This window comes from Pseudoalteromonas shioyasakiensis (genome assembly GCF_022398475.1).
Taxonomy (GTDB): domain Bacteria; phylum Pseudomonadota; class Gammaproteobacteria; order Enterobacterales; family Alteromonadaceae; genus Pseudoalteromonas.
The window spans coordinates 15,181-39,563 of sequence record NZ_JAKEVM010000006.1; the positions used below are offsets into that span (position 1 = coordinate 15,181).

Genomic DNA, 24,383 nt, shown 5'->3' on the forward strand with positions numbered 1-24,383 from the left:
CATGCTAAATAAATCTGCGTTAGGCGTAGCGGTTGCTGCTGCGTTGTCTTTTTCTGTATCTGCTGACGAGCAATCGATCGAGCATATCACAGTTACTGCCAATAAATTCGAACAATCAATTAATGATGTATTAGCCAGCGTTACTGTTATAGACCGTGCTGATATTGAAGCAAGCTATGTTCGTGACTTACCAAGCTTACTAGCCACTCAGGCAGGCTTTCAAATTAATGCCAATGGTGGTTTTGGGCAAAGCTCAGGTGTTTCATTACGTGGTGCAAGTTCTCGTCACACGCTTATTTTAATTGATGGTGTGCGTACAGGTTCTGCAACACTTGGCTATAAAAGTATTAGCAATATTCCTTTAAACAGTATTGAGCGTGTTGAAGTAATTAAAGGCTCACGTGCTGCTGTATATGGTTCTGATGCGCTAGCTGGTGTGATAAATATCATTACCCGTAAAGCACAAAACACGACCTTAGATGTTACTTTTGGCTCAGATTCTTACCAAGAGTACCAAGTGGCGACAGGTGGTCAGGTTGCGGGTGTTGATGTTGCCGTTAATGCCGGTTATGAAAAAACAGATGGGTTTGATGTCCTTCAAGGCTTAGCGCCAGATGAAGACGGCTACGAGAACAAAAACCTTGGCTTTAATCTAGGTTATCAAAATGAGCAGTTAGGTGAGTTTTTAGCGCAAGCACAATACTCAGAAGGCGAAGCAAAATACGATAGCGCTTATAGCCCTGCAGACAGCACCGTAGAAAAAGGCGAGTTCGAAAATTACCAAGCTTCATTAGGTTGGAAAAAGGCTTTCGAAAAACACAGCCATGCCATTGATATTGCTATATCAAGTGACAGTTCAGATGACTCACGCATTGATTACACGGGCGCAACGGTGGTTGATAAGTTTGAAACTGAGCGTGAGCAAATTGATTACAATGGCCAATACTTTTTCAATCAAGCGCTGACTCTTAGTGGCGGTTTGAATTGGTATAAAGATGAAGTGAATACTAACTCAGGTACTTATTTAAAAGATAGCCGTGAAGTATTCGCTGCGTTTGTTGGCGCTTATTATGACGACGAACACGTGCTGGCAAACCTAACCGTTCGCCAAGATGATGATCAGCAGTTTGGTGATGAAACAACTTACACCGCAGCTGTTGGCTATCACTTAAATGACATCGCTACATTTCGCGTAAGTCAAAGTACGGGTTTTAAATCTCCAACATTTAATGACCTATATTACCCTGGCTCAGGTAACCCAGAGTTAAACCCTGAAACATCAGATAACCAAGAGCTTGGCTTATCACTCAATGTGAATGATATCAGCCTTGATATTGCGATTTTCCGCAGCGAAATCGACAACAAAATCGCTTGGGCACCAAATGCATCAGGGCAGTGGATCCCAACCAATATAAACGAAGCTCGCCACGAAGGTGTTGAGTTTAGCTTTAAAAACCAAGTGTTTGGCTTTGATCACAGCTTTAACTTTACCTATCTTTCAGCGGAAGATACTGAGACAGGTCAGTCACTAACCTATGTGTCAAATCACAGTGTGAATTGGTCATTAAACAAAGCATGGGGGGATTTTGATGCCGGTATCGATATGCAATACCGTGGTGACCGTGATGGCAAGTTAACGCACTTACCTTCGTATACGTTATGGAATTTAGTAGGTCACTACCAAGCAACTGACAACTTAACTGTGTCACTACGTGTAGAAAACCTATTCGATAAAGAGTACAACGCCGTTGATGCCTATGGTACAGACCTAGATGGTGATTACATCAACGACGAATTTTATTACTACAACACGGCCGAGCGTCGCCTGTTTGTAGGTGCCCGCTATCAGTTCTAATAACTCTTAAAGTCAGCTGAGTTGTTTACTTATAGCTAGTAATTGACATTAATTTGCCCGTTGATGTCATTAGTCTTAAGTTAAAACAAACTCAGCGTTATTATTAGTTCTGCGTCTAAAAGCTCGCTACCTACTTAGCGGGCTTTTTTCATTTTAGTTTATCTGCGTAATACTGTTCGAACTTTGCAAGCTTAGGGGCAATAAGAATACTGCAATAACCTTGATTTGGGTTTTCATTGTAATAGTCTTGATGGTACTGCTCTGCAGGGTAAAAGTTTGTAAGCGGGCTAAGCTCGGTGACAATCGGCTCATGAATTTGCTTTTGTAAGGCATCAATCATGGCTTGAGATTCTGCTTTTTGCTTTTCATCATGATAGTAAATAACACTTCGATACTGGGTGCCGACATCATTACCTTGGCGGTTTAACTGTGTGGCATCGTGTAAAGTGAAGAACATTTCAAGTAGGGTGTTATAGCTTACAATACTGCTGTCAAAATCGAGCTGAACCACTTCAGCGTGACCCGTTAAGCCAGTACAAATTTGCTGATAACTTGGGTTTTCAATCTCACCGCCGGCATAGCCAGAGCTGACATTAAGCACGCCTTTTACACGTCTAAATGCAGCATCAATACACCAAAAGCAGCCGCCGCCAAAAGTGGCGATTTGTATGTTGTTATCCATATTTCACTCCCTTACCGTTTTGCTGACTATAGCCGAAAAAACAAAACGCCGTAAAGACGGCGTTTTGTTAAAGCTTAAGCTCGTTTAAATTTCTTCTAACGGCTTGTCTTTTGCTTGTTGTTCTAACTTGCTCTGCAAGTACTCAGGCGACTGGGTATTTCTAGCAAGTGCGCTGTATGCTGCAGGTACTACGAACAAGGTTAGTAAGGTTGCAACAATAACACCTGTAAATACCACCACACCAATTACCATGCGACTTTCTGCACCTGGGCCACTTGCAAGAACTAGCGGTACCGAGCTCATCACTGTGGTCAGTGAAGTCATAATAATTGGGCGTAAACGTTGTGTCGCAGCTTGGCTAATCGCTTCGTTAAACTCAACGCCTTTATCGCGCAGCTGGTTGGCGAACTCAACAATCAAGATACCGTTTTTCGCACTTAAACCTATCAGCATTACGATACCAATTTGGCTGTAAATATTTAGAGTAAGTCCGGTGTACCACAAGCCAAATAACGCACCCACTAAACCAAGTGGCACAGTAAGCATGATCACAAATGGGTGAATAAAGCTTTCAAATTGTGCTGCAAGTACTAAGAAGGTCACAGTCAGTGCCAGTATGAATACATAGGTCATTGCCGATGCACCTTCATAGAACAGCTGCGATTCACCCTTGTAGTCGATTGCACCGTCGATGTCGTTTTCTTCTGCTGCCACTTGATTTAAGAAGTTAAGCGCTTCTTCTAGGGTATAACCATCTGCTAAGTTAGCACTTAACGTAATTGCGCGCATACGGTTATAACGGTTTAAACGCGATGCGGTGGCTTCTTCTTTTAAGCTAATTAAGCTATCAAGCGGTACTAATTCGCCACTACGTGATTTTAAATAGATATTTGAGATATCAGTCGGGTTAGCAAAGTCTTCTTTGGTGCCTTTTAAAATCACATCGTATTCTTCACCACGATCGATAAAGGTCGTTACGCGGCGTTGCCCTAACATGGTTTCTAGCGTGCGACCCACATCCGATACAGAAACCCCTAAATCAGCGGCTTTGTTTTTATCAATGTTGATTAAAAACTGCGGGAATGTTTCTTTGTAATCATGATCGATTCTTACCAAGCCTGGGTTTTTCTCAGCACGCTTAATAATACGGTCTCGCCAATCGGCTAGCTGGTCGTAATCGTTACCTTGCAGTACAAATTCAATCGGACGAGATGAACCGCCGCCACCAATACCACGGCGCATAATGGCAAACGCACGCACATCGGTCACTTCAGTCATTTTACCGCTGATTTCGTCCATTACTTCCCATGTAGAGCGCTTACGCTTATCCCAGTCAGCCATACCAATGATAGCAACACCACCTTGGCCTCCCCAGCCAGGTACACGAACAAGCACTCGGCTCAATTCACCAGACTCAGAGTAAGGCATTAAACGTTCTTCAATTTTTGCCATGTTTGCAGCGTTATTTTCATAACTTGCGCCCTCAGGGCCACTCATCATGATAAAGAAAGTACCGCGGTCTTCTTTTGGCGTAAGCTCTGAAGGCACTTTTTGAAACAGCATAAAGCTGGCAACACCAGCCAAAATCATAGTCAGTAGTAAGCTCCACTTACGACCCATATTTGAAGCCAGCGAGTTACGATAGGCATTTTCGATTTTGTTAAAGGTTCTATCCATCCACTGGCTAAACTTACTTTCTTTTTCTGAAGCTTTTAACACTTTAGAGCAAAGCGCCGGAGAAAGCGTTAACGCCGTAATACTCGAGAAGAACACCGCGGCGCTTACTGCCATCGCAAATTCGGTAAAGAGGGCACCGATACGGCCATCCATAAACACCAGCGGTACGAATACCGCAATCAATACGAGGGTAGTGGCAATAATTGCAAAGCCAACTTCACGGGCACCACGGAACGCAGCAAGCAGTGGCGGCTCACCCAACTCTATACGACGATGAATATTCTCAAGCATTACAATCGCATCATCTACCACTAAACCGATAGCAAGCACGAGTGCCAGAAGAGTTAACAAGTTGATTGAGTAACCCATAGCCAGCAAGAACATAAAGCTGCCTACTAACGCCACTGGTACGGTTACAGCAGGTACTAGGGTTGCGCGGATATTGCCTAAAAATAGGTAAATAACCAAGACAACTAGCGCCATTGAAATCCCAAGGGTTCTATACACTTCATCAATAGACTCTTTGATGAAAATTGATGAGTCATAGCTGTCTTGAATGGTGGTGCCTTCTGGCAGGTTACGCTTAATTTTTTCAAGCTCTGCGCGGGCATTATCAACCACGGTTAGGGTATTGGCTTTGGCTTGTTTTACAATACCCAAACCAATCATATTACGGCCATTACCACGGAATAAGCTTTCGTCGTCAGCAGCTTCTAAGTGAACATCAGCCACTTCACCTAAACGTACTAAATAGCCATCATTGCCACGTTTGATTACTAGGTTTCGAAAGTCTCGCTGATCTTTATAACTACGCGCGGTACGTACTGTAAAATCACGGTCGATAGATTCGATTTCACCGGCAGGTAATTCAACGTTTTCAGTGCGTAAGGTGTTTTCAATATCGCTACTGGTAATACCGCGTGCTGCCATCGCTTTACGGTTTAACCAGATTTTCATTGCGTATTTACGCTCGCCACCAACGCGTACGTTAGAGACACCATCAACAACGGCTAATCGGTCAACAATAAAGCGCTGTGCGTAATCAGATAACTGCAATGAATCCATAGTGGTACTGTTTAGTACAAACCAGGCAATTGGGCTTTCATCACTATTTGACTTAGAGACCTCTGGTGGGCGAACTTGCTCTGGTAAGCTATCAAGGGCACGGGCTACACGTTCGCGTACATCGTTTGATGCGGCATCGATATCGCGGCTGATATTAAACTCAATGGTGATATTTGAGCGACCATTTCGGCTTGATGAGTTAATACTTTTAATGCCTTCGATACCCGAAATGCGGTTTTCGAGTACTTGGGTGATTTTCGTTTCAATAATCTCTGCGCTGGCACCTGTGTAATCAGTGCTAACGCTGACAATCGGTGTTTCAATATCTGGGTATTCGCGCAGTGGCAGCATAGAAAATGCCACTAAACCAAAGGTAAGTAACAACAGGTTTATTACGATCGCAAAGACCGGGCGTTTAACACTAGTATCAGTAATTTTCATGTTTAGCCCTTGATACTTACTTTGCTGCCAGTACGGATTTTAATGATGCCTTCAGTCACGACTTGCTGACCATTTTCAAGGCCTTTATCAATAGCTACCCAGCCATTGTGACGACCCGCCACATGTACTTCGACTTTGTTAGCAACGCCATCTTCAATTTGGAACACGTAGTGTTTGTCTTGCTGAGGGATGACGGCTTTCTCTGGTACCATAAGCGCTTGGTTTGAACTTAACTCTAATGCGGTGTTTAACAGCATACCTGGGCGTAATAGGCCTTTTTCATTGATAAAGCTTGCTGTCACTTCAACGCTACGAGTGACTGAATCGATACGCGAGCTAATATGCGTCACTTTACCGTTAAAGGTTTTATCTGGGTAAGCATCGTTTTGGGTCATCACTTTCATTCCTAGCTGTAACTGCGCTAGGTATTTTTCTGGTACTTTAAAGTCGACTTTAATGATGCTGATATCATCAAGGGTGGTGATGTTTGTAGTATTGCTAACATAAGTACCAATTGAAATTTCACGCTTACCAAGTAAGCCAGAAAAGGGGGCTTTAATCGTCATTTCGGCAAGTTTTGTTTTAGCGCTTTCAAGTTGTGCTTCGGTTGCGTCTACGCGTGATAGCTGCTCTTCTAGTAACGATTTAGCCGTAGCCTGTGAGCGAGATAGCTCAGTAAGGCGTTCAAGTTGACGGCGTTCTTCACGTAAATTAATGCTTAGCTCTTTCACTGCTAACTCTTCTTCTTGAGATTGCAATTGAACCAGTTTTTGACCTTTACTTACTAAGTCGCCATCATTGAAAAAGATATCGGTAACATAATCGCTTTGTGCACTGCGAATATAAATAGCTTGGTTAGCACGAGCACTACCAATTGCTTCTATTAGCACAGCATTTTCTTCGGCTGTAACAGTGTGCGCTGTCACTTGAGTTGCACGGTCGCCAAAGTTGCTTTGCTCACCTTGGCTTGAAGGTAAATACAAATAAATACATAACCCTAGTAAAAGGGTAATAATAAAAGGAAAAAGTGCTTTACCAGATTGTGTAGAATACATCATCGTGTTACCAGAAAATTAGTTGAGTGTAGTGTACAAAATTAGTACGTGCCCCGTATGTCAGGTATCTCATAAATTTGTGCATTTGGCGTAAAAGTTAAAAGTTCGGCTAGTTTGTTCCTTTATTGTGACTAAAAGAGAGGTTTTAGTATGGGTAAAGAGCCAAAATGTAATTATTGTTTAACGCTTAGAAAGATAGTTTTGGTCACAATTGTGATGTTTATTTTTTACTTTTCTGTTTATGGATAAGAAACCTCCTGCACTTAGAGTGCGCGCACAAGCATCCCGCCATGGTAGTGAGTTTTTAATTGTGGGCGGTATTGGGTTAATCATTATTATGCTAGTTAACCTATTGAGGCCCGGTGAAATTAGCATTGTTGAGATTTTTTTAGCCACAACCTGCATAGCGGCAATTTTTGTTGGCTTTTTAAAAACTCAAGAACCATACTTTAGCCTAACATTTACTCAGAATTTACTTATTTATCATCATAAAGTTGGGAATTGGCAGCTAAATCATGCTAATTTTCATCATAGTGGTATACCAAAAGTGGAACAGGGCTTAGAATACCTTGAGTTAAATGCAGTTGGTATTAAACTCAATAACATAGATGAATTTTTAACACAGATTCACCCAAGAGTTGCCGGACGATTACTAATGGAGCAGCGCCATTTATTTATGCAAGTTATTCAAAAGCATTGCAAAAATGGTGATTGCCCATCAAAATGGTTAATAGAAGAGACGGACTACACTGCCCCAAGTGGTCAGCTTTACAAAGGATTGATTGCCATGTTTGCCAATCGTACGCAGCATTTAAGGCAGTTGACAGGATACGACTTATTATTGCCTGCCAATGTACTTGATGTTGATATTTGGCAATTTAGTGCTGATTTGAATCGTTGGAAACTGAATCCTAGTGAGTTTATAGAGACTCGCTTACTTAAAAAGTAAGCTATAGGTGGCAGTAAGTAGTAGGAAAAGGCTATGAGTCAAGAACGTTCTTTTATTAAAAGCGGTCGAAACACAATTATACATAAAGATAAAAAACTCGACTTAGTGGTTGTGAATGGTGAGAACCATCCACGCATTAAAGTTACTCAAAACGGTTTAGAGCCGTTTAAAGAAGATCTGCCAAAAAACCGTCGTGAAGCCAAAGAACGCTACTTAGAGATGGTGTATGTATCAAGCCCAGATGTATTTGCAGAAGAAAAACGTTTGTTGTTTATTCAAGCCCTTGATGGCAGAGAGTACAAAGTTGATTACAGTAAAATAGGCACTAAGCTCTTCGTACGTATTCACCAAGATAGTTATTTATAATTCCTAGTCTGGCACTTTAATTGCTTGTTATTAGCTTATTTGGCAGTCGGCCATGACCGACTTTGCATTTTAAGGTGGTAAACATGAGATTAGTGCCTCTTACCCTAGTTGCATTAACGACATTAACAGCCTGTGGCGGCGGTGGTGGTTCGAGTGATTCGAACCCAGTCGCAGCAACAGTTAATGCAGGCTCAGATCAGCAAATTATTGAAAAAAGTGAATTTACTGTCTCTGCCCAAGGCTCCCCAGCTGATGGCACCTTTACTTGGGAGCGAGTCAGTGGCCCCGCACTAGAAGGTTTTCCTGCAGAGGGCGCAGAACAAACCATTACCGCGCCTGATATTAAACTCGACTCTGAACTTGTTTTAAAAGTGAATTATCAAACCGATGGGCAACTTGTTTCCGATCAGGTCAGTATTTTTATTACATCAAATAATCAACTGCCTGTTGCAGTGATCACGCAAACAGCTCCAGAAGAATTGCCATCACAATATAATGATGTGATCACATTAAGTGGCGAGGAGTCTGCTGATATTGATGAAAATGGCTCAGTTGACAGTTACTTGTGGACTCAACTTGATGGCCCAGATTTAACGGCTGACAGTTACAACAATCAAACCATTAGCTTCACTCACCCACTACTTGAATCAAATACAGCGATGACATGGCGTTTAACTGTAACGGATGATGAAGGTGGCTCAGCAAGCACTGAAGCATCGTTTACCTTAAACAAAACCGTTGAGGTAATTATTGCGGATGCAGGTGAAGATCAGCAGGTTATTGAGTTTGATACCGTAACCCTTGATGCCAGCAATAGTGAAATTGTGACGGCAACAAAGTCATGTTTTTGGGAACAATTAACAGGCGAAACTGTGACCTTGGCAAACCAGAACCAGTGTACCACGACGTTTGTAGCCCCAGATGTTGATACCGATTCAGAGCTGAGTTTTGAAGTTACCGTGACTGACAGTAAATCGCGAAGCGACACAGATACTGTGATAATTGATATTAGCCCAAAACCACTTGGTTTAATTAACGATACAGGCATGAGTGATTGCTATAACAACTCACAAAAAATAAATTGTGACAGCGAAGACTTCCCAAGCCAAGACGCCGATGTAGGTCGTGATAGTGTCGCAAACCAACTAGATAAAGTAGGTCAGGGCGACTTAGCGTTTGATTTTACTAAAATGAATGAATTTGCCGACGAACTCCCTGATGATGCTACCAGCTTTAGTTGTGTTCGAGATAATGTGACGGGCCTTATTTGGGAAGTAAAAGAAGCCAGTTCAACATTACCACCGTCGACAGCTGATCGTGCAGCAACAAACCATTATACCTGGTATTTAAATGGTTCAAGTGGTGTGCAAACGGGTAGTGTGCAAGGGGCTGCCGGCTCTACTTGCCCAAGCACCAGTGACTGTGGCCTGCAAACTTACATTAATGATGTGAACAGCAGCGATTTTTGCGGTGGTACAAATTGGCGTGTGCCAACTTACACCGAATTATTAGGGTTATTAGATTATGCCAAGCAAGGTGAGCCTACATTGCTTAATAGTGATTTCTTCCCTAATCAACCAAGTGATACTCAGCTAAGCAGTGATAGTAGCTCATTCATGCCTTATTGGACTTCACAAACAGCGGCAGATGGTACGAGTTTATCGCAAGCTTATATTATCGATATGAGTAGTGCTAATGACTTAGCATATCCAAAAAGTAATACCGCCTTTGTGCGCTTAGTTAGAACGCCGGGAGAGTAAAATATGCGAAAGTTACCTTTAATCACAGTAGTTACCGGTATTGCTCTGCAATCGGGTTTTGCTGCTGCGCAAGTATGTTACAGCGCCGTCAATGAGACGACCCCTGATAGCCGTTTTGTAATTAACGAAGATGGCACTGTGAGTGATAGCGAAACGGGTCTTATGTGGCAACGTTGTACGTTTGGTCAAAGTTATGATAGTGACACGGATACTTGCGAGGGCACGAGCCAGCAGCTTACATGGGGCGAAGCTTTACGCGGGGCTGAAAATGCAACCTTTGCTGATTACAGTGATTGGCATGTGCCAAATGTTAAAGAATTAGCAAGTATTTTAGAGCATAGTTGTGTGCAGCCTAGTATTAACGAAAACGCATTTTTATCGACTAAGCTGCAAAACTACTGGAGTAGCACTTCAGGGATCAGTCGCACTGATCTAGCTTGGGTGTATCAATTTGATAAAGGCATCAACAGCCTTCACGCAAAAACGTCCGATGTTTATTTGCGTTTAGTGCGCTACGAAAAGTAGCCTTTAATAATCTCTAACCGCGCTTGCTCAAGCGCGGTTTTTATTTCTGCGCCTTTAATACCTTGTGCAATAAACTGTTGCGGGTTGACAGCTCGTGCTTGCGTGGCTGCATTTACTAAAGAGTCATAGCTGGCTACTGGCTGTTGCTGGCTTATCTCTAACACCTTTAATACTTGCTCAAAACGTTCAGGACGACGCCATAAATCAAGTTGGTTAAAGCAAGCAAAAACGGCCTCGCTAGATGGTTTTTCTGCACTTAACGTTGTTTGGTGTGTTTGGCTAAATAGCGCTAAATCGCGCACTTCATTAGGTATGCGTATCTTACTAGCCATCGCTTTTATCTCGTCGCTTGAAAGCGCTAAGGTAACTTGGCTAAATAATAACGCAGTGTCACTAACTTGCAGTTTATTCGCATAGGCAAAGCGAGCTTGTAAAGTATGGTAAAGCTCATCACACCATTTACTTTCAAGCTCAGAGCTAATTACATGCAGGCCGCCAATGCTGGCAAGTACATTTAAAAACTCGCAAAATGCGCCATCGCTTAGAGATTTTTCGCATTCTAACCAAACGCGTTCAGCTGTTAGTGTGTTTAGCTCTTTGGCTTTGACCATATCAATTAAAAGCGCCTTGGTTTCTGGCGCAATAGTAAAGCCGAGGTAATGGTAACGAGCAGCAAAACGGGCTACGCGTAATATGCGTAGAGGGTCTTCACTAAAGGCATCGGAGACATGACGTAACACACGATTCTCAAGGTCTTGTTGGCCAGAAAAAGGGTCAACTAAGCTGCCATCTTGAGCTTGAGCAATGGCATTTACGGTGAGATCTCGACGAATTAAGTCTTGCTCTAATGTGACATCTGGCGTGAAATCACAAATGAAGCCGGTGTAACCTTGGCCTTGCTTTCGCTCGGTGCGCGCTAGCGCATATTCTTCTTTACTTTGTGGGTGTAAAAATACCGGAAAATCTTTACCAACTTGTTGATAGCCTTGGCTGATCAGTTGCTCAGGCGTTGCACCAACTACCACATAGTCGCGCTCTTTAACGTCACGACCAAGTAGGGCGTCTCTAACTGCGCCACCGACTAAATAAACCTGCATAAAACACCTATAATTTTGCCTTTTCGCTATTTTACGTTATTTAGCCAATAAAATGTAAACAAGGTTTTAAGTAGCGATGTTTTTTGCCATTATAGACCGTGATTTTAAACGCAAGGAATAACACGGTGTATTTAAGCTATTTTGGCTTGTCAGAAAAACCCTTTTCGATTGCCCCAAATCCTGAGTATTTATTTCTTAGTGAGCGCCATAAAGAGGCGTTAGCGCACCTTACCTATGGATTAGGTGAAGCGGGTGGCTTCGTTTTGTTAACAGGCGAAGTGGGTACAGGTAAAACAACACTAACAAGAAGTCTGCAAGAGCAGTTACCTGAAAACACCCAAGTGGCACAAATTCATAATCCGGCTTTGTCACAGCTTGAACTGCTTGCCAGTATTTGTGATGAATTAAAGATTGAGTACGACGGTACTAATGCGACTCTGAAGACCCTAACTGATGTGATTAAAAAGCACCTTGAGGCAAACAATCAAGCGGGCGGTCACACCATCTTAATTATTGATGAAGCACAATTACTCGCACCTGATGTGCTAGAGCAGCTGCGCTTGTTAACCAATATCGAAACAGATCATAAAAAGCTGCTGCAAATTGTATTAGTAGGGCAACCTGAGCTTCAAGAACTACTAAAACGCACTGAATTAAGACAACTTGCCCAGCGTATTACTGCGCGTTATCACTTATTACCACTCACTGAAGGACAAGTGTTTGCCTATGTTAAGCACCGTTTATTTAAAGCGGGCACAGAGCAAGCATTGTTCTCAGGGGATGCGTTAAAAGCGATTTATCAGGTTACTCAAGGCGTACCAAGATTGATCAATTTATTATGTGAGCGCTGTTTAGTGGGAGCTTTTTCACAGCAAAAATTGAGTATCGACAGCGAGCTTGTGATGCGCTCAGCCGCAGAAGCACTGCCGCCAACCAGCACTCCTGTTGCTGTAGCAAATAAAGAGCCGAGTTATGTTTGGCTTTACCCAGTTTCATTTTTAGCCGTATTAGGAATGGGTATTGGTTTATCCTACCTAATATAACGAGTGTTCATTTATGTCATTATTACTAGATGCAATTAAACAATCTGATCAGCACGCACAAACTGCCGTTGATCATGACCAAGCCGCACTTGCGCTCAAACAACAGCAAGAATTAACACGGTATCGACGCTTAGCTTTTTCATTTGGGCTATTACTGGCGGCAATATTGACGCTTATGGCAGGATTTTCGATTGGTAAATGGTTACAGCAAACTAAACCTGCTGCTGAGCAGCCAAAGCTTGTTAATAACAGCAATGAAACCACAGAAAGCGTTGCCACTGAGGCTCAGGCAAGTCCTGAAACACAGCAACCCGCTAAGCAACAGCAAGTAGCGCAAAGCCAAAACCCGCAAGCGACCAATAACCCAGCCCAAGTAACAGCGATGCAACAAGGACAAGTGCAACAATCTGTACCGCAACAAATGATGCAGCAGGTGCCAGTGCAAGGTCAGCAATATCAGTGGGTACAAGTTCCGGTAAATTCAGCCCCTATGTATGCAAATCAAGGTTATCAAGTACAACCTCAGTACCAGCAACAAGCTGTGTATCAAAATCAGCCAGTGTATCAATCACAGCCACAGTTTTCGCAGCCAATGCAACAAATCAACCCGCAGAAAATGAGCAGTAATGGTATTGATTTAAGTAAATACAAGGTGCTAGGCAAGCCACTTAATGGTCAGCCAACTCAACCAGCTTCTCAATCATCAACAAATGATGAGCTCAAAGATGTACCAGATACATTGAAAGATGCTTTTGCTAAAGCGGTTGAAGATGTTGATAACAAACATAGTGTTGATATTACCCGTAGCACTAAAAATACGTCTTATGCAGAGCCAATTGAGCTCTTGCCTGATGCATTACAAAGTCTCATTCCTACCATTAAATACCAAGCGCATATTTATGCTTCAGAAACATCGAAGCGTTGGATCAAGTTAAATGGGCGTGAGTTATACGAAGGCGATAACATAGGTGTGTTATCAGTAATTGAAATCACTCCAGAGCAGAGCCTACTAAGCTACGATGGCTATGAGTTTACGTTAAAAGCATTGCAAGACTGGCCTGAGTAGCCAGTCTTTATTTTAGGGCTAAGGTAGAATCGCACTCTTAAAAAAGCGGATCAGGTCGATGTTAAAGTCTCTCGGCCTGACTGCTGATTCTAAGCTATCGTGACAACGGCTGTTAGCCAAATCAATATCTTGCACTTCGGTATAGCGTGCATGTTTAGCGTTATAAAACACTTTCACTTGAGGTTTTAAAGGACTTGTAGGGTTACTGTGTGTGACCAAACCTAATTTTTGGCTTTCAAGTTTAACTAAGGTACCAACCGGGTGAACACCGATGCACTGAATAAACTTAGTGACTAGATCTCCGTCAAAGCTATCTGGGCAGCCATCTTTGAGTATTTTAAATGCTTTAATTGGCTCCATTCCTGCTTTGTAGACCCGCTCAGCGGTCAATGCATCATACACATCAACAATTGAAGCCATGCGTACGTACAAGCTTATCTCGTCACCACTTTTACCAAACGGGTAGCCACTGCCATCTAAACGTTCGTGATGGAAGCCTGCTATATCTACAGCAATCCCGCTCAAGCCTGCTTGCTCTAAAATTTCTTTACTGAAACGAGCATGATCTTGAATAGCTTTGTACTCTTCGTCGGTTAACTTGCCAGGCTTATTGAGTATCTCATCGGGAATATTGATCTTACCAATATCGTGAAGTAAAGCACCGGTCGCAAGCTCTTCAATAACGGCTTTTTCAATACCTAAGTGTTTAGCAAAAATACTCATCAAAATTGATACATTGATAGAATGCTCAAGTAGGTAAGCATCTTTTTCACGCATTCGAGTGATACAGGCAAGCGCATCTTGATTACGAAAAACTGAATCAATAAAGCCACTTGCGAGTTCTTTAAAAGGGGCAATATCAATTTTGTTGCCATCGCGGATATCGTCAAAGGCTTTGCTTTGCAATGATCTTGCTTCGTTATATAAGCTGTTTGCTTTGCCCATTTCTGCAGACACACTGTGAGTAGTGTGCCAAGGGTCAAAAGCGCTAGTCTCGCCAACAGGTTGCGGATTATGTTGCTGCTCAACCACTTTATTCTCACTGTCTAAGGTCAGTGTTTTGTCTGGGTCTATCGCTATTTCTAATATGCCAGCCTTGATCAGCTTGTCTATGCTTCCCTGTGTTTTTACCCAACCTTGGTTTTTTATACGGATCTTGCCTTTTTGTTTTGTCACACTTTGGACAAACATGCCGGGCTTAAGTTGATTGATAGGGAGTGTTTTCAAAGCCTTTACTTCTAGTCGAATACATTACTATAAAACTAGCAGAAAATTTGTAGCTCGGTAAACAAGAATAGTAAAAAGGTATCTGTAAAAATCAAAAGCCCCCGCAAATGCGAGGGCTTTTAATTAACTCAGGAAAGCTTAATTTCCTTTAATTTATACGATTACTCGTCGTCTTCAACCAAGGTCATTAGTGATGTGTTACCACCTGATGCGGTTGTATCAACACTGATTGTTTTCTCAGTGAGTAAGCGCTTGATTAGCGTGTCGTAGTACTCAGAGCTGATCACTGGCAGGATTGCACCTTTACGTTGTGCTAGCTGCTGGCTAAAGTAGCCTAAACGTGATGAACGAGCTGCAACAACCGCACCTGCAAGGTGAGGGTGCGCCAAGATAGCTTGTAACTGATTAGGTTTAGCAACTTGGAATACACCTTCAGCAATACCTGTTGAGATAAACTTATCTTTAAACGCAACCGCTTCGTCAAAGAATAACTCAGAAGCAACCGTGATTACTGTGTTACCAGCAGCAAGTGCTGTGATAATCGAAATTGCCCAGAAGTTAAATGACGTACTCTTATCAGCATAACAAACCACACAGCCACGAGGCTCTAAGTGAAGTGTGTTTGACTCACCCGTTGGTCCAGGTAACACAGTGTGCTTACGCATGTGTTTTTCAAGACGGTTAAGTTGCGCACGGGCATCAGCTAGCGTTAATGCTAAATCATCGGCAAGCTCGTCGATAATTTCTACAGTTGCTACTTTTGCAAGTAATTGACGTACAGCAGAAACTCGGTCGTTCAGTGGTGTTGCGCGCCAGATTTTCTCGTCGCGTAATGAGTTATCCATTAGCGTAGCAACCTGCTCAGCTGCACCTGAATAGTGGTGAGTATCTAGCTCATCAGGTGTTAGGTTAGTCATTTGCACGTTATCTGGTGATGCTTTTTCTTTCACTAGACGTTGTAGGTAGTTAGGGCCACCCGCTTTAGGACCAGTACCAGATAAACCACGGCCACCGAAAGGTTGTACGCCAACAATCGCACCGATCATATTACGGTTGATGTAAACGTTACCTGCACGTGACATTTTCGCTAGGTATTCACAGCGCTCTTCGATACGCGAATGCACACCCATTGTTAAGCCAAAGCCTGTGCCATTGATTTGGTCAATCACGTTATCAAGCTCTGTGCCTTTAAAGCGGATGATATGTACACATGGGCCAAATACTTCGCGCTTAAGTACAGATAAATCTTTGATTTCGTATAAACGAGGCGCAAAGAAGTAAGCACCATTTTCATTGTTATCAGGAATAGCACACTCATAGTGAAGTGTTGCATTACCTTTTAAGTATTCAACATGGTCATTTAAATTTTTCAGTGCTTTTTCGTCGATAACAGGACCGATATCAGTTGAAAGCAATGACGGGTCGCCAACGTGAAGCTCTTTTAAAGCACCTTTGATCATCTCAATGATGCCATCAGCAACGTCTTCTTGTAAGAATAATACACGCAGTGCAGAACAGCGTTGACCAGCACTTTGGAAACCTGAACTGATCACATCGTCAACAACTTGCTCTGGTAGAGCGGTTGAGTCAACGATCATACAGTTTTGACCGCCTGTTTCAGCGATAAGCGGTACTTGAATATCATTACGCGCAGCAAGTGTTTGCGAAATAACAGTACCTGTTTCTGTAGAACCTGTGAACATAACAGCTTGAATGCGCTCATCAGGAACGATAGTTTTACCTACTTCGCTACCACGAGCAATAACAGGTTGTACAACGTGCTCTGGTAAACCTACAGATAGCATCAGTTCAATGGTACGAAGTGCGATTAAGCTTGTTTGCTCAGCAGGTTTAGCAATAACTGTGTTGCCAGTCACGATTGCTGCAGCTACTTGACCTAAGAAGATTGCAAGTGGGAAGTTCCATGGGCTGATACATAAGATCACCCCACGTGCTTCAAAGCGCTCATCTTCAGAAAGTTCTTCAGCGCGTGCCGCGTAGTAGCGGCAGAAATCCACTGCTTCACGAACTTCATCGATACCATCTTGGGTAATTTTACCAGCTTCTTTAATACAGATAGCAACAAGCTCATCGTGGTGACGTTCTAAGATGTCAGCAACACGACGTAATAAGTTTGCGCGCTCTTTTACAGGCGTTTGTGACCATGACTCAAATGCTTTTTCTGCATTTTCTAAAAGAGCAGTCATTTCGTCAGAAGATTGTAGTTTCACATGACCAATAATCTCTTTGTGATTTGCAGGGTTCTTCACAGGAAGAGAGCCTTCTGGCACATCGCTTAATTCAATGCGGTGCTCATCAAACCAGGTATCAAGGTTTTCTTTAAATGGTGTGATGACGTTGATATCAGTTAAGTCCATACCTTTTGAGTTAGCACGTTCTTCACCGTATAAATCAATTGGCATCTTGATTTGCGTGTTGTACTTGTTACGTAAACCTTGCAGTGTTTCTACAGGGTCAGGTAATAGTGATTCAACAGGCTTAGTCGTATCAACAATCGCATTAACGAATGACGAGTTAGCACCGTTTTCTAATAAACGACGTACTAAGTATGCAAGTAAGTCTTCGTGTTGACCCACTGGTGCGTAAACACGACATTGAATTTTCTCTTGGGTTACGATTTGGTCGAATAACGACTCACCCATACCGTGCAGGCGTTGGAATTCAAAACCTTCGTTGTCGCCTTTTGCAACTTCTAAGATTGTTGCTGCAGTGTATGCGTTGTGTGTAGCAAATTGCGGATACAATACATCGCGTGCTTCTAGAAGCTTAATAGCACAAGCTTTGTAAGAAACGTCAGTGGTCGCCTTACGTGTAAATACCGGGTAATGATCTAAACCATCTTGTTGAGTGGTTTTGATTTCTGTATCCCAGTATGCACCTTTTACAAGGCGAACCATTAGTTTACGACCAACGCGACGAGCAAGTTCTGCAACCCACTCAACGACAAAAATAGCGCGCTTTTGGTATGCTTGAACTGCTAAACCAAAGCCGTTCCAGTTACCTAAATCGTCATCACTGAATACCGCTTCAATAACATCTAAAGAGATATCTAAACGGTCAGCTTCTTCAGCATCAACAGTAAAACCGATATCGTAGCTTTTCGCTGCAAGCGCAAGCTCTTTTAACTTAGGTACAACTTCAGCAATAACACGTTCGCGGTGAGTGAATTCATAGCGAGGGTGAATCGCAGAAATTTTAACTGAGATACCAGGGCTCTTGATTGGTCCACGGCCATTTGCTGCTTTACCAATCGCGTGGATAGCTGTCATGTAGCTGTTGAAGTAACGCTCTGCATCTTTCATTGTGCGTGCGCCTTCACCTAGCATATCGTATGAGTAAACGTAGCCTTTTTGCTCTTTTTCTGCTGCACGTTCAATCGCTTCGTCGATAGTACGACCCATAACGAATTGCTTACCCATGATCTTCATCGCGAAGTTCACAGATTTACGAATAACAGGCTCACCTAAACGACCAATTGTTTTCTTAAGTACACCGAATTGCTGCTCTTTTGACTTGTCGCTGTAGTTAACCATTTTACCGGTTACTAACAGACCCCAAGAAGAGGCGTTTACAAATAAAGAATCGCTGCTACCTAAATGCGAGCTCCAGTCACCTTTAGCAAGTTTGTCACGAATTAGTGACTCTTGCGTTGCTTTATCTGGAACACGTAATAGTGCTTCTGCAAGACACATTAATACAACGCCTTCTTCACTTGAAAGTGAGAATTCATTTAATAGTGCATCTACACCGCTTTGACCATCCTGATCGCGACGGATATTTAAAACCATTTGACGAGCACGTTCCCACGCTCGGCTACGCGCTTTCACGCCTACTTCAGCCAAAGGCAAAATATGATCAATAACCGCATTTTCGTCAATACGGTAGAAATCACGGATCTTTTGTCTAATTGGACATTCAGTTGTCAAATCGCCATTAAATAGCATATGTAACCCTCTGGTATGTGGAGTCTAAAAAATGAACTAATTGCATTTCTTACCATTGATATAATTCGTGCATTCTAATTAAAATCCAGCAGAATATGCTGGTTAAATTTTTCGATTTACGATAATTTACAGGGCATACCGTTAACTTAGCCGCATAAAATTCTGTTATGACCAGTCCGAATAGATTACGCATGTTAGATCGCATCGATTTAGCAATTTTAGACGCTCTGCAAAAAAATGGCAGAATATCGAACGTAAACCTCGCAAAACAGGTAAATCTGAGCCCAAGCCCGTGTCTAGATCGTGTAAAACGTTTAGAGCAAGAAGGCTACATCGAAGGCTATTACGCAAAGCTTAGCGAAGCAAAGCTTAACCAGAGCTTGTTAGCACATGTACAGGTCTCGTTGGTGACTTCGAATACATCGGTATTTAAAGTCTTTCGTGAATATATTTTAAATATTCCACAAGTAGTTGAATGCGACATGGTTGCTGGTGGCTATGACTACTTATTAAAAGTACGTGTGTCTGATATGGACGAATACCGTCAGGTGCTGGGGGATTTAGTTGATATACCAGGGGTAGGTACGCATCACACCTATATGGTGATCGAAAAAATTAAACAAGATACCGGACTAAGGTTCGATATATAGATACAAAAAAAGCACCATCAGGTGCTTTTTTATTGACTATTTAGTGGCTTATGCCCAGCCGTCGTAACGTTTACGGCGAGATAACACCACGGTTAAGATAATACCTAACAGTAAGCCGATAAATGCAATTGCGCCGCCATATGTAAGTAGCTGACGCTTCTCTTTAGCACTGGCTGTTTGCTTTGCATTGCGCTCAGACTCAATGGTGTTCTTAAGTGTTTCGATTTGCTTGCTAAGAGCTAGGTTTTGCTCTGTTAGTGATTTGTTCTGCTCTTGTAGTTGTGGCAACTCAATTTCAGCTTGGCGAAGCTGCTCTTGCATTACTGTCATGTCGTTATTCAGTGCTTGAAATTGTTGTTGAATACCCGCGTTTTCAGTAACAAATTTTGACTCAACCCAACCTTCACGATCTTTATCATCACGAATTTTAAAGTAGCCATTATCTTCACCTGACAACAACACAACTTGCGTACCTGCATCAACTGAACCCAAAATGCGGTAGTTTTTGCTTGGGCCTGAGTGCATAAAGGTATACAGGTTATCGACTATGTATGCGGTGTTTTGGCTGTCGCTGCTTGGTGCTTCTTCTGCGTAGCTAATAAAAGTGGTGGCCGCAAGGAGCAACCCAAAAATACACTGTTTTAACATCAATCTACCTTGTTAATGTGATCTTGCCTAGAAGTGGCTAAATTTATAATTTCTTTATGTATAGAGATAGTAGGGATTTCAACTATTAATAGCAAGGCTGATATTGTAATCCGTGCGTGGGCTTAACCGTAAAAAACAGGAAAAAATTTGCATTAACAGTCTGCTTTGTTTATTTTGATCACTTATTTATTTTAAATGTACTCCGCAAAGCGAATGGATACTGAGATAGAACTGAAGTTTTTGGTGTCAGATGCCGTTGTTCCACTGATCCCCGCATTAATTACCCAATTTGCAAAAACCGTTACTAACAAACCGTCACGCAATTTACAAAATGCTTATTACGATACGCCAAGCCGAGAATTACGCGCTTTAGATATTGGCCTTCGTACTCGCTGTTGTGATGGTGAGTGTGAACAAACTATCAAGCTTGCTGGCGAAGTGGTTGGCGGCTTACATCAGCGCCCAGAATACAACTTACCACTGTCAGGTAACCGCCCTGATTTACTCGCATTTGATGCTGCTATTTGGCCGCATGGCATGCAAGTGTCTGGTATTGCTGAAAACCTATACCCAATTTTTAGCACTAACTTTATACGCCGTACTTGGTTACTCGAAACCGAAAATGGCGCAAAAATTGAAGTGGTATTAGATAAAGGTGAAGTTGCTGCCTCGGGTCAGGTTGAGCCAATCTCTGAACTTGAAATCGAACTGATTGAAGGTAGTCGTAATGAGTTGTTTGCTTTGGCAGATAAACTGGTTAGTGAAAGCCATATTCGCTTAGGGCTTTATTCTAAAGCTGCTCGAGGTTATCGTCTTGCAGATGACAAACCATTAAAAGCAAGCAAATCAATTGGCTTTGTGCCACTAAAACGTGTTGCAACCCAAGAACAAGCTTTAGTAGAAAGCATTAACTACGCGATTCGCTTTGTACAAAAACATGAAGCCTGCTATTTCATAAAACCAAGCTTAAAAACCCTTAAGCGTGTCACAGACGGTATTCGTTTAATTCGCCATACATTTTGGCTGTTTGACGATATTGTTAGTAAAGACGATACCGACTCATTGCGTACAGAGTTAAAGTGGTTATTGAGCGAATTAGCGTGGGTTGAAAATGCTATTCAGCTAAAAACCTACACATCTAAGCGCCACGCATACTACAAAAAAATCAACAGTGCGCCTGAGCTCACACAAGTTATTAATGACCTAAAAGAGTTACAGCCAAGCATTGATGATATTGAAACTCTTTTTCATAGCACCCGATACAACCGCTTATTATTACAATTAACAACCTGGTTAATTGAAAAACAGTGGCGCAAATCATGGGGGCAGGCTGAGTTTCAGGCTGCAGAAAAACCAGTTGCCGATATTGCTAAGCGTTTATTTGCTAAAGATTGGCACGACATGCACGAGCTTATTCCTGAGCAGCAAGTGTTTACAGATAAAGACTATTTGGCACTGCGCACCCGCCTTGAAAACTCATTACTCAGCGGCAACTGCTTAGGTGCCTTGTTCGATAAAGAAGATAGAAATGAGTTTCGTATGCCGTGGCTTGATATCTCTCATGGTATTTATGAGTTAAGCACCCTTGAGTACTTAAAGCAGTTATGTGCAGGGCAAGACGACTTAGAGCTGACCAAAATTCAATCATGGCTTGATCAAAAGTCAGAGTTTTTGGTTAGTGCGATGGAGCAAAGTCGCCACGCGTCATTTAATACAGACCCTTATTGGTTTTAAATAAATGCGCTTGTGCCTATGGATAGGGTTAGCATGTTTGAGTCTCTCGGCAGTAGCTAACCCTATTGAATGGCAAACCTACAAACAGCAAGACGGCATAAAGGTTAGCTATAAAAAGCATAAAACCGGTATTATTGAAATTAATGCTTCTGTGCTAGTAAAAAATGCCAAAGCCAGTGACTTTATGGCATTACTCAGTGATACCGACAATGCTGCTAACTGGCTTGAAAATGTCAAAAGCGTGACGCTAATGGAGCGCTTAAGCCCCTCAGAAACCCTTGTTTATACTCATTTTAATTCACCTTGGCCGGTGTCAGATAGAGATTTAGTTAGTTACTCTTGTTATCACGCTTTAGATGAGCACAAAACCGAGTTACAAATCAAAAGCCAACCTTATGCAAAAGCCGAAGTCTCTGGTGTTGTGCGTATTAAAGACCTCACCGCCTATTGGCGTTTAGAGCAGCAACAAAGTAATTTGTTGGTCAGCCATCAAGCCTATGCTGATCCAAGTGGTTCAATTCCGCATTGGTTAAGTAACAAGGTATCGCTAAAAAGCGTTTATAAAACGCTACAAGCACTGAGAGAACAATTAACTAATAATCAGTTTTCCCGCGCAAACACCAGCAGTATTCCAGGTGATTGCTAGCGTTTAATCAAGCGTATTTGGGTGACAGAGTAAGAATTTATTATTATGATCAGGCTAATTCTGAGCGGGTAGGTAAAAAATGAAAGAACCAAAAATTCCCCTAGTTAATAAGCCAAATGGTATTGGCTTTGGGCGTATTTCAAAAGCAACCAAGTGTTCTATTAAAGGCTTTAAAGCGGCATTTAAAGAAGAGTCGGCATTTCGTTCTGAAATCTATTTAGGGGTGTGTTTATTACCCTTGTCAGTGGTTCTTGCGCAGTCATTAAATCATTGGTTAGTGTTGTTTATTCCTTACTTGTTATTATTAATTGTTGAGTTACTGAACTCGTCGATAGAAGCGCTCACTGACCGAGTAGGGATTGAGTATCATGTATTATCGGGACGAGCTAAAGATATGGCTTCTGCGGCAGTGACATTGAGCTTGCTAATTCTAGCCTTAGTTTGGGGTGTCGCAGTTTACGAAAAGATAGTTACCTACCTTTAAAACAGACATAAAAAAAGCGCCAAAAGGCGCTTTTTTCATTTTATCAAACCTATTACAGGCCAGCAGCTGCGCGAAGTGCGTCTGCTTTGTCTGTACGCTCCCAAGGGAACTCATCACGACCGAAGTGGCCGTATGCCGCAGTCGGTTGATAGATAGGACGCTCAAGATCAAGCATTTGGATTAAGCCGTAAGGGCGTAGGTCGAAGTGCTCACGTACTAATTCGATTAGGCGCGCTTCTTCTAATTTACCTGTACCGAATGTCTCGATGCTGATAGATGTTGGCTCTGCAACACCGATAGCGTAAGAAACTTGTAGCTCACATTTGTCAGCAAGGCCAGCAGCAACCACGTTTTTAGCAACGTAACGAGCAGCATATGCAGCTGAACGGTCAACTTTTGATGGATCTTTACCAGAGAAAGCACCACCACCGTGACGAGCCATACCACCGTATGTATCAACGATTATTTTACGACCTGTAAGACCACAGTCACCCATTGGGCCACCGATTACGAAACGGCCAGTTGGGTTGATGAAGAACTTAGTTGCGCTTGAGATTAGCTCAGCAGGAAGAACCGGCTTAATGATAGTTTCCATTACCGCTTCAACTAAGTCGTTTTGTGAGATTGAATCACAGTGTTGAGTTGAAAGAACAACTGCATCAATACCAACAGGCTTGCCATTTTCGTATGCAAACGTTACTTGAGATTTTGCATCTGGGCGTAACCAGTTAAGCTCACCGCTTTTACGAACTTCAGCTTGGCGCTGAACTAGACGGTGCGAATAAGTGATAGGTGCAGGCATTAAAACGTCAGTTTCATTACATGCGTAACCGAACATTAGACCTTGGTCACCAGCGCCTTGCTCTTCAGGGCGAGCACGGTCAACACCTTGGTTGATGTCTGGAGATTGTTTACCGATAGTGTTTAGGATCGCACAAGAGTCAGCATCGAAACCCATGTCTGAGTGCGTGTAACCGATTTCACGTACTGTTTTACGTGTGATTTCTTCGATATCAACCCAAGCGCTAGTTGTGATTTCACCACCAACCATCACCATACCGGTTTTAACGTAAGTCTCACATGCAACACGGGCATGAGAATCTTGCTCAAGGATAGCATCTAGAACCGCGTCAGAGATTTGGTCCGCGATTTTATCCGGATGACCTTCAGAAACAGATTCAGAAGTAAATAAATGTTTTGCCATTGTATTTCTGCTCACAAATATTGCGCTTCACAAACGTCGGTAATAGCGCTAAAAAATTAAGGGGCGTATTTTATCTAAAACAAATATGTTTGCATAGTAATTTTACGCCTAGACGTCTATTTAAAATTACTAATAACGTATTGTTCTTAACAAACGCCCATAATTGGTGCATTTAATGCGGATTTTTAATTGCACTGTACCCTTACAATAAGTAAGAATGGGGCTTCATAAACAACCAGCGCAA

19 protein-coding genes are annotated in these 24,383 nt (G+C 42.4%); 11 read left to right on the forward strand and 8 right to left on the reverse strand.

Annotated elements, in window-relative coordinates:
- The first annotated feature begins 1 nt into the window (after window position 1).
- Entirely contained in the window at window positions 2-1,855 is a 1,854-nt protein-coding gene (locus L1D51_RS02475; RefSeq protein WP_239962477.1) for a TonB-dependent receptor domain-containing protein, read from the forward strand.
- A gap of 148 nt (window positions 1,856-2,003) precedes the next feature.
- Here L1D51_RS02475 and msrA read toward each other — a convergent pair whose 3' ends face one another.
- The 3 genes from msrA to L1D51_RS02490 form a co-directional block, all read right to left on the reverse strand.
- On the reverse strand, window positions 2,004-2,537 hold the full coding sequence (gene msrA, locus L1D51_RS02480; RefSeq protein ID WP_239962485.1) for a peptide-methionine (S)-S-oxide reductase MsrA: 534 nt from the start codon (window positions 2,535-2,537) through the stop codon (window positions 2,004-2,006).
- Window positions 2,538-2,621: 84 nt separating this feature from the next.
- Entirely contained in the window at window positions 2,622-5,720 is a 3,099-nt protein-coding gene (locus L1D51_RS02485; RefSeq protein WP_239962494.1) for an efflux RND transporter permease subunit, read from the reverse strand.
- Window positions 5,721-5,722: 2 nt separating this feature from the next.
- Window positions 5,723-6,775, reverse strand: coding sequence for an efflux RND transporter periplasmic adaptor subunit (locus L1D51_RS02490; protein ID WP_054561193.1), 1,053 nt, complete (start codon window positions 6,773-6,775; stop codon window positions 5,723-5,725).
- 241 nt (window positions 6,776-7,016) lie between these two features.
- Between L1D51_RS02490 and L1D51_RS02495 the strand changes: the two genes are divergently transcribed.
- The 4 genes from L1D51_RS02495 (at window position 7,017) to L1D51_RS02510 (ending at window position 10,375) form a co-directional block, all read left to right on the forward strand.
- On the forward strand, window positions 7,017-7,724 hold the full coding sequence (locus L1D51_RS02495) for a DUF2982 domain-containing protein (protein WP_239962496.1): 708 nt from the start codon (window positions 7,017-7,019) through the stop codon (window positions 7,722-7,724).
- 33 nt (window positions 7,725-7,757) lie between these two features.
- Window positions 7,758-8,090 carry a hypothetical protein gene (locus L1D51_RS02500; RefSeq protein ID WP_054560926.1) on the forward strand — a complete coding sequence of 111 codons (333 nt, stop codon included), beginning with the start codon at window positions 7,758-7,760 and terminating at the stop codon, window positions 8,088-8,090.
- Between the two features lie 83 nt (window positions 8,091-8,173).
- Window positions 8,174-9,850 (forward strand): Lcl C-terminal domain-containing protein, encoded by a 1,677-nt coding sequence (locus L1D51_RS02505; RefSeq protein WP_239962498.1) that lies wholly within the window; start codon window positions 8,174-8,176, stop codon window positions 9,848-9,850.
- 3 nt (window positions 9,851-9,853) lie between these two features.
- Window positions 9,854-10,375, forward strand: coding sequence for an Lcl C-terminal domain-containing protein (locus L1D51_RS02510; protein WP_239962500.1), 522 nt, complete (start codon window positions 9,854-9,856; stop codon window positions 10,373-10,375).
- On the opposite strand, the gene L1D51_RS02515 is transcribed toward L1D51_RS02510, so the two are convergent.
- Window positions 10,363-11,472 carry a tRNA nucleotidyltransferase/poly(A) polymerase-related protein gene (locus L1D51_RS02515; protein WP_239962502.1) on the reverse strand — a complete coding sequence of 370 codons (1,110 nt, stop codon included), beginning with the start codon at window positions 11,470-11,472 and terminating at the stop codon, window positions 10,363-10,365. The genes L1D51_RS02510 and L1D51_RS02515 overlap by 13 nt on opposite strands.
- A 125-nt stretch (window positions 11,473-11,597) precedes the next feature.
- Between L1D51_RS02515 and L1D51_RS02520 the strand changes: the two genes are divergently transcribed.
- Window positions 11,598-12,515: an ExeA family protein gene (locus L1D51_RS02520; RefSeq protein ID WP_054560922.1), complete on the forward strand. Its 918-nt coding sequence runs from the start codon at window positions 11,598-11,600 to the stop codon at window positions 12,513-12,515.
- Window positions 12,516-12,528: 13 nt separating this feature from the next.
- The gene (locus tag L1D51_RS02525) at window positions 12,529-13,581 is read left to right on the forward strand and encodes a general secretion pathway protein GspB (RefSeq protein ID WP_239962503.1); all 1,053 of its coding nucleotides are present in this window, start codon (window positions 12,529-12,531) and stop codon (window positions 13,579-13,581) included.
- Between the two features lie 18 nt (window positions 13,582-13,599).
- Here the strand turns inward: L1D51_RS02525 and L1D51_RS02530 are convergent, their stop codons facing one another.
- Window positions 13,600-14,808, reverse strand: a complete 1,209-nt coding sequence (locus L1D51_RS02530; protein ID WP_055198241.1) for a cyclic di-GMP phosphodiesterase — start codon at window positions 14,806-14,808, stop codon at window positions 13,600-13,602.
- Window positions 14,809-14,969: 161 nt separating this feature from the next.
- Window positions 14,970-18,773 (reverse strand): bifunctional proline dehydrogenase/L-glutamate gamma-semialdehyde dehydrogenase PutA, encoded by a 3,804-nt coding sequence (putA, locus tag L1D51_RS02535; RefSeq protein ID WP_055198234.1) that lies wholly within the window; start codon window positions 18,771-18,773, stop codon window positions 14,970-14,972.
- A gap of 167 nt (window positions 18,774-18,940) precedes the next feature.
- Here putA and L1D51_RS02540 point away from each other — a divergent pair, with 167 nt between their 5' ends.
- Entirely contained in the window at window positions 18,941-19,423 is a 483-nt protein-coding gene (locus L1D51_RS02540) for a winged helix-turn-helix transcriptional regulator (protein WP_054551119.1), read from the forward strand.
- Between the two features lie 48 nt (window positions 19,424-19,471).
- Here the strand turns inward: L1D51_RS02540 and L1D51_RS02545 are convergent, their stop codons facing one another.
- Complete coding sequence (locus L1D51_RS02545) at window positions 19,472-20,071, reverse strand: TIGR04211 family SH3 domain-containing protein (protein ID WP_239962505.1); 600 nt, start codon at window positions 20,069-20,071, stop codon at window positions 19,472-19,474.
- A gap of 213 nt (window positions 20,072-20,284) precedes the next feature.
- Here L1D51_RS02545 and L1D51_RS02550 point away from each other — a divergent pair, with 213 nt between their 5' ends.
- The 3 genes from L1D51_RS02550 to L1D51_RS02560 all read left to right on the forward strand — a co-directional run bounded on the left by L1D51_RS02550 (window position 20,285) and on the right by L1D51_RS02560 (window position 22,935).
- Window positions 20,285-21,805 (forward strand): CYTH and CHAD domain-containing protein, encoded by a 1,521-nt coding sequence (locus L1D51_RS02550; RefSeq protein WP_239962516.1) that lies wholly within the window; start codon window positions 20,285-20,287, stop codon window positions 21,803-21,805.
- A 37-nt stretch (window positions 21,806-21,842) separates the two neighbouring features.
- Window positions 21,843-22,451 carry an START domain-containing protein gene (locus L1D51_RS02555; protein WP_055021548.1) on the forward strand — a complete coding sequence of 203 codons (609 nt, stop codon included), beginning with the start codon at window positions 21,843-21,845 and terminating at the stop codon, window positions 22,449-22,451.
- 79 nt (window positions 22,452-22,530) lie between these two features.
- The gene (locus L1D51_RS02560; RefSeq protein ID WP_239962518.1) at window positions 22,531-22,935 is read left to right on the forward strand and encodes a diacylglycerol kinase; all 405 of its coding nucleotides are present in this window, start codon (window positions 22,531-22,533) and stop codon (window positions 22,933-22,935) included.
- Window positions 22,936-22,987: 52 nt separating this feature from the next.
- Here L1D51_RS02560 and metK read toward each other — a convergent pair whose 3' ends face one another.
- Window positions 22,988-24,139: a methionine adenosyltransferase gene (metK, locus tag L1D51_RS02565; RefSeq protein WP_054551125.1), complete on the reverse strand. Its 1,152-nt coding sequence runs from the start codon at window positions 24,137-24,139 to the stop codon at window positions 22,988-22,990.
- Window positions 24,140-24,383: the final 244 nt, after the last annotated feature.

Excerpts from the sequence above, each read along its gene's own strand:
- putA (WP_055198234.1), bottom strand. The coding sequence starts at position 18,773 with ATGCTATTTAATGGCGATTTGACAACTGAATGTCCAATTAGACAAAAG.
- L1D51_RS02475 (WP_239962477.1), top strand. The coding sequence starts at position 2 with ATGCTAAATAAATCTGCGTTAGGCGTAGCGGTTGCTGCTGCGTTGTCT.
- L1D51_RS02505 (WP_239962498.1), top strand. The coding sequence starts at position 8,174 with ATGAGATTAGTGCCTCTTACCCTAGTTGCATTAACGACATTAACAGCC.
- L1D51_RS02540 (WP_054551119.1), top strand. The coding sequence starts at position 18,941 with ATGACCAGTCCGAATAGATTACGCATGTTAGATCGCATCGATTTAGCA.
- L1D51_RS02560 (WP_239962518.1), top strand. The coding sequence starts at position 22,531 with ATGAAAGAACCAAAAATTCCCCTAGTTAATAAGCCAAATGGTATTGGC.
- L1D51_RS02485 (WP_239962494.1), bottom strand. The coding sequence starts at position 5,720 with ATGAAAATTACTGATACTAGTGTTAAACGCCCGGTCTTTGCGATCGTA.
- L1D51_RS02495 (WP_239962496.1), top strand. The coding sequence starts at position 7,017 with ATGGATAAGAAACCTCCTGCACTTAGAGTGCGCGCACAAGCATCCCGC.
- L1D51_RS02490 (WP_054561193.1), bottom strand. The coding sequence starts at position 6,775 with ATGTATTCTACACAATCTGGTAAAGCACTTTTTCCTTTTATTATTACC.
- L1D51_RS02545 (WP_239962505.1), bottom strand. The coding sequence starts at position 20,071 with ATGTTAAAACAGTGTATTTTTGGGTTGCTCCTTGCGGCCACCACTTTT.
- msrA (WP_239962485.1), bottom strand. The coding sequence starts at position 2,537 with ATGGATAACAACATACAAATCGCCACTTTTGGCGGCGGCTGCTTTTGG.
- L1D51_RS02525 (WP_239962503.1), top strand. The coding sequence starts at position 12,529 with ATGTCATTATTACTAGATGCAATTAAACAATCTGATCAGCACGCACAA.
- L1D51_RS02515 (WP_239962502.1), bottom strand. The coding sequence starts at position 11,472 with ATGCAGGTTTATTTAGTCGGTGGCGCAGTTAGAGACGCCCTACTTGGT.
- metK (WP_054551125.1), bottom strand. The coding sequence starts at position 24,139 with ATGGCAAAACATTTATTTACTTCTGAATCTGTTTCTGAAGGTCATCCG.
- L1D51_RS02550 (WP_239962516.1), top strand. The coding sequence starts at position 20,285 with ATGGATACTGAGATAGAACTGAAGTTTTTGGTGTCAGATGCCGTTGTT.
- L1D51_RS02500 (WP_054560926.1), top strand. The coding sequence starts at position 7,758 with ATGAGTCAAGAACGTTCTTTTATTAAAAGCGGTCGAAACACAATTATA.
- L1D51_RS02510 (WP_239962500.1), top strand. The coding sequence starts at position 9,854 with ATGCGAAAGTTACCTTTAATCACAGTAGTTACCGGTATTGCTCTGCAA.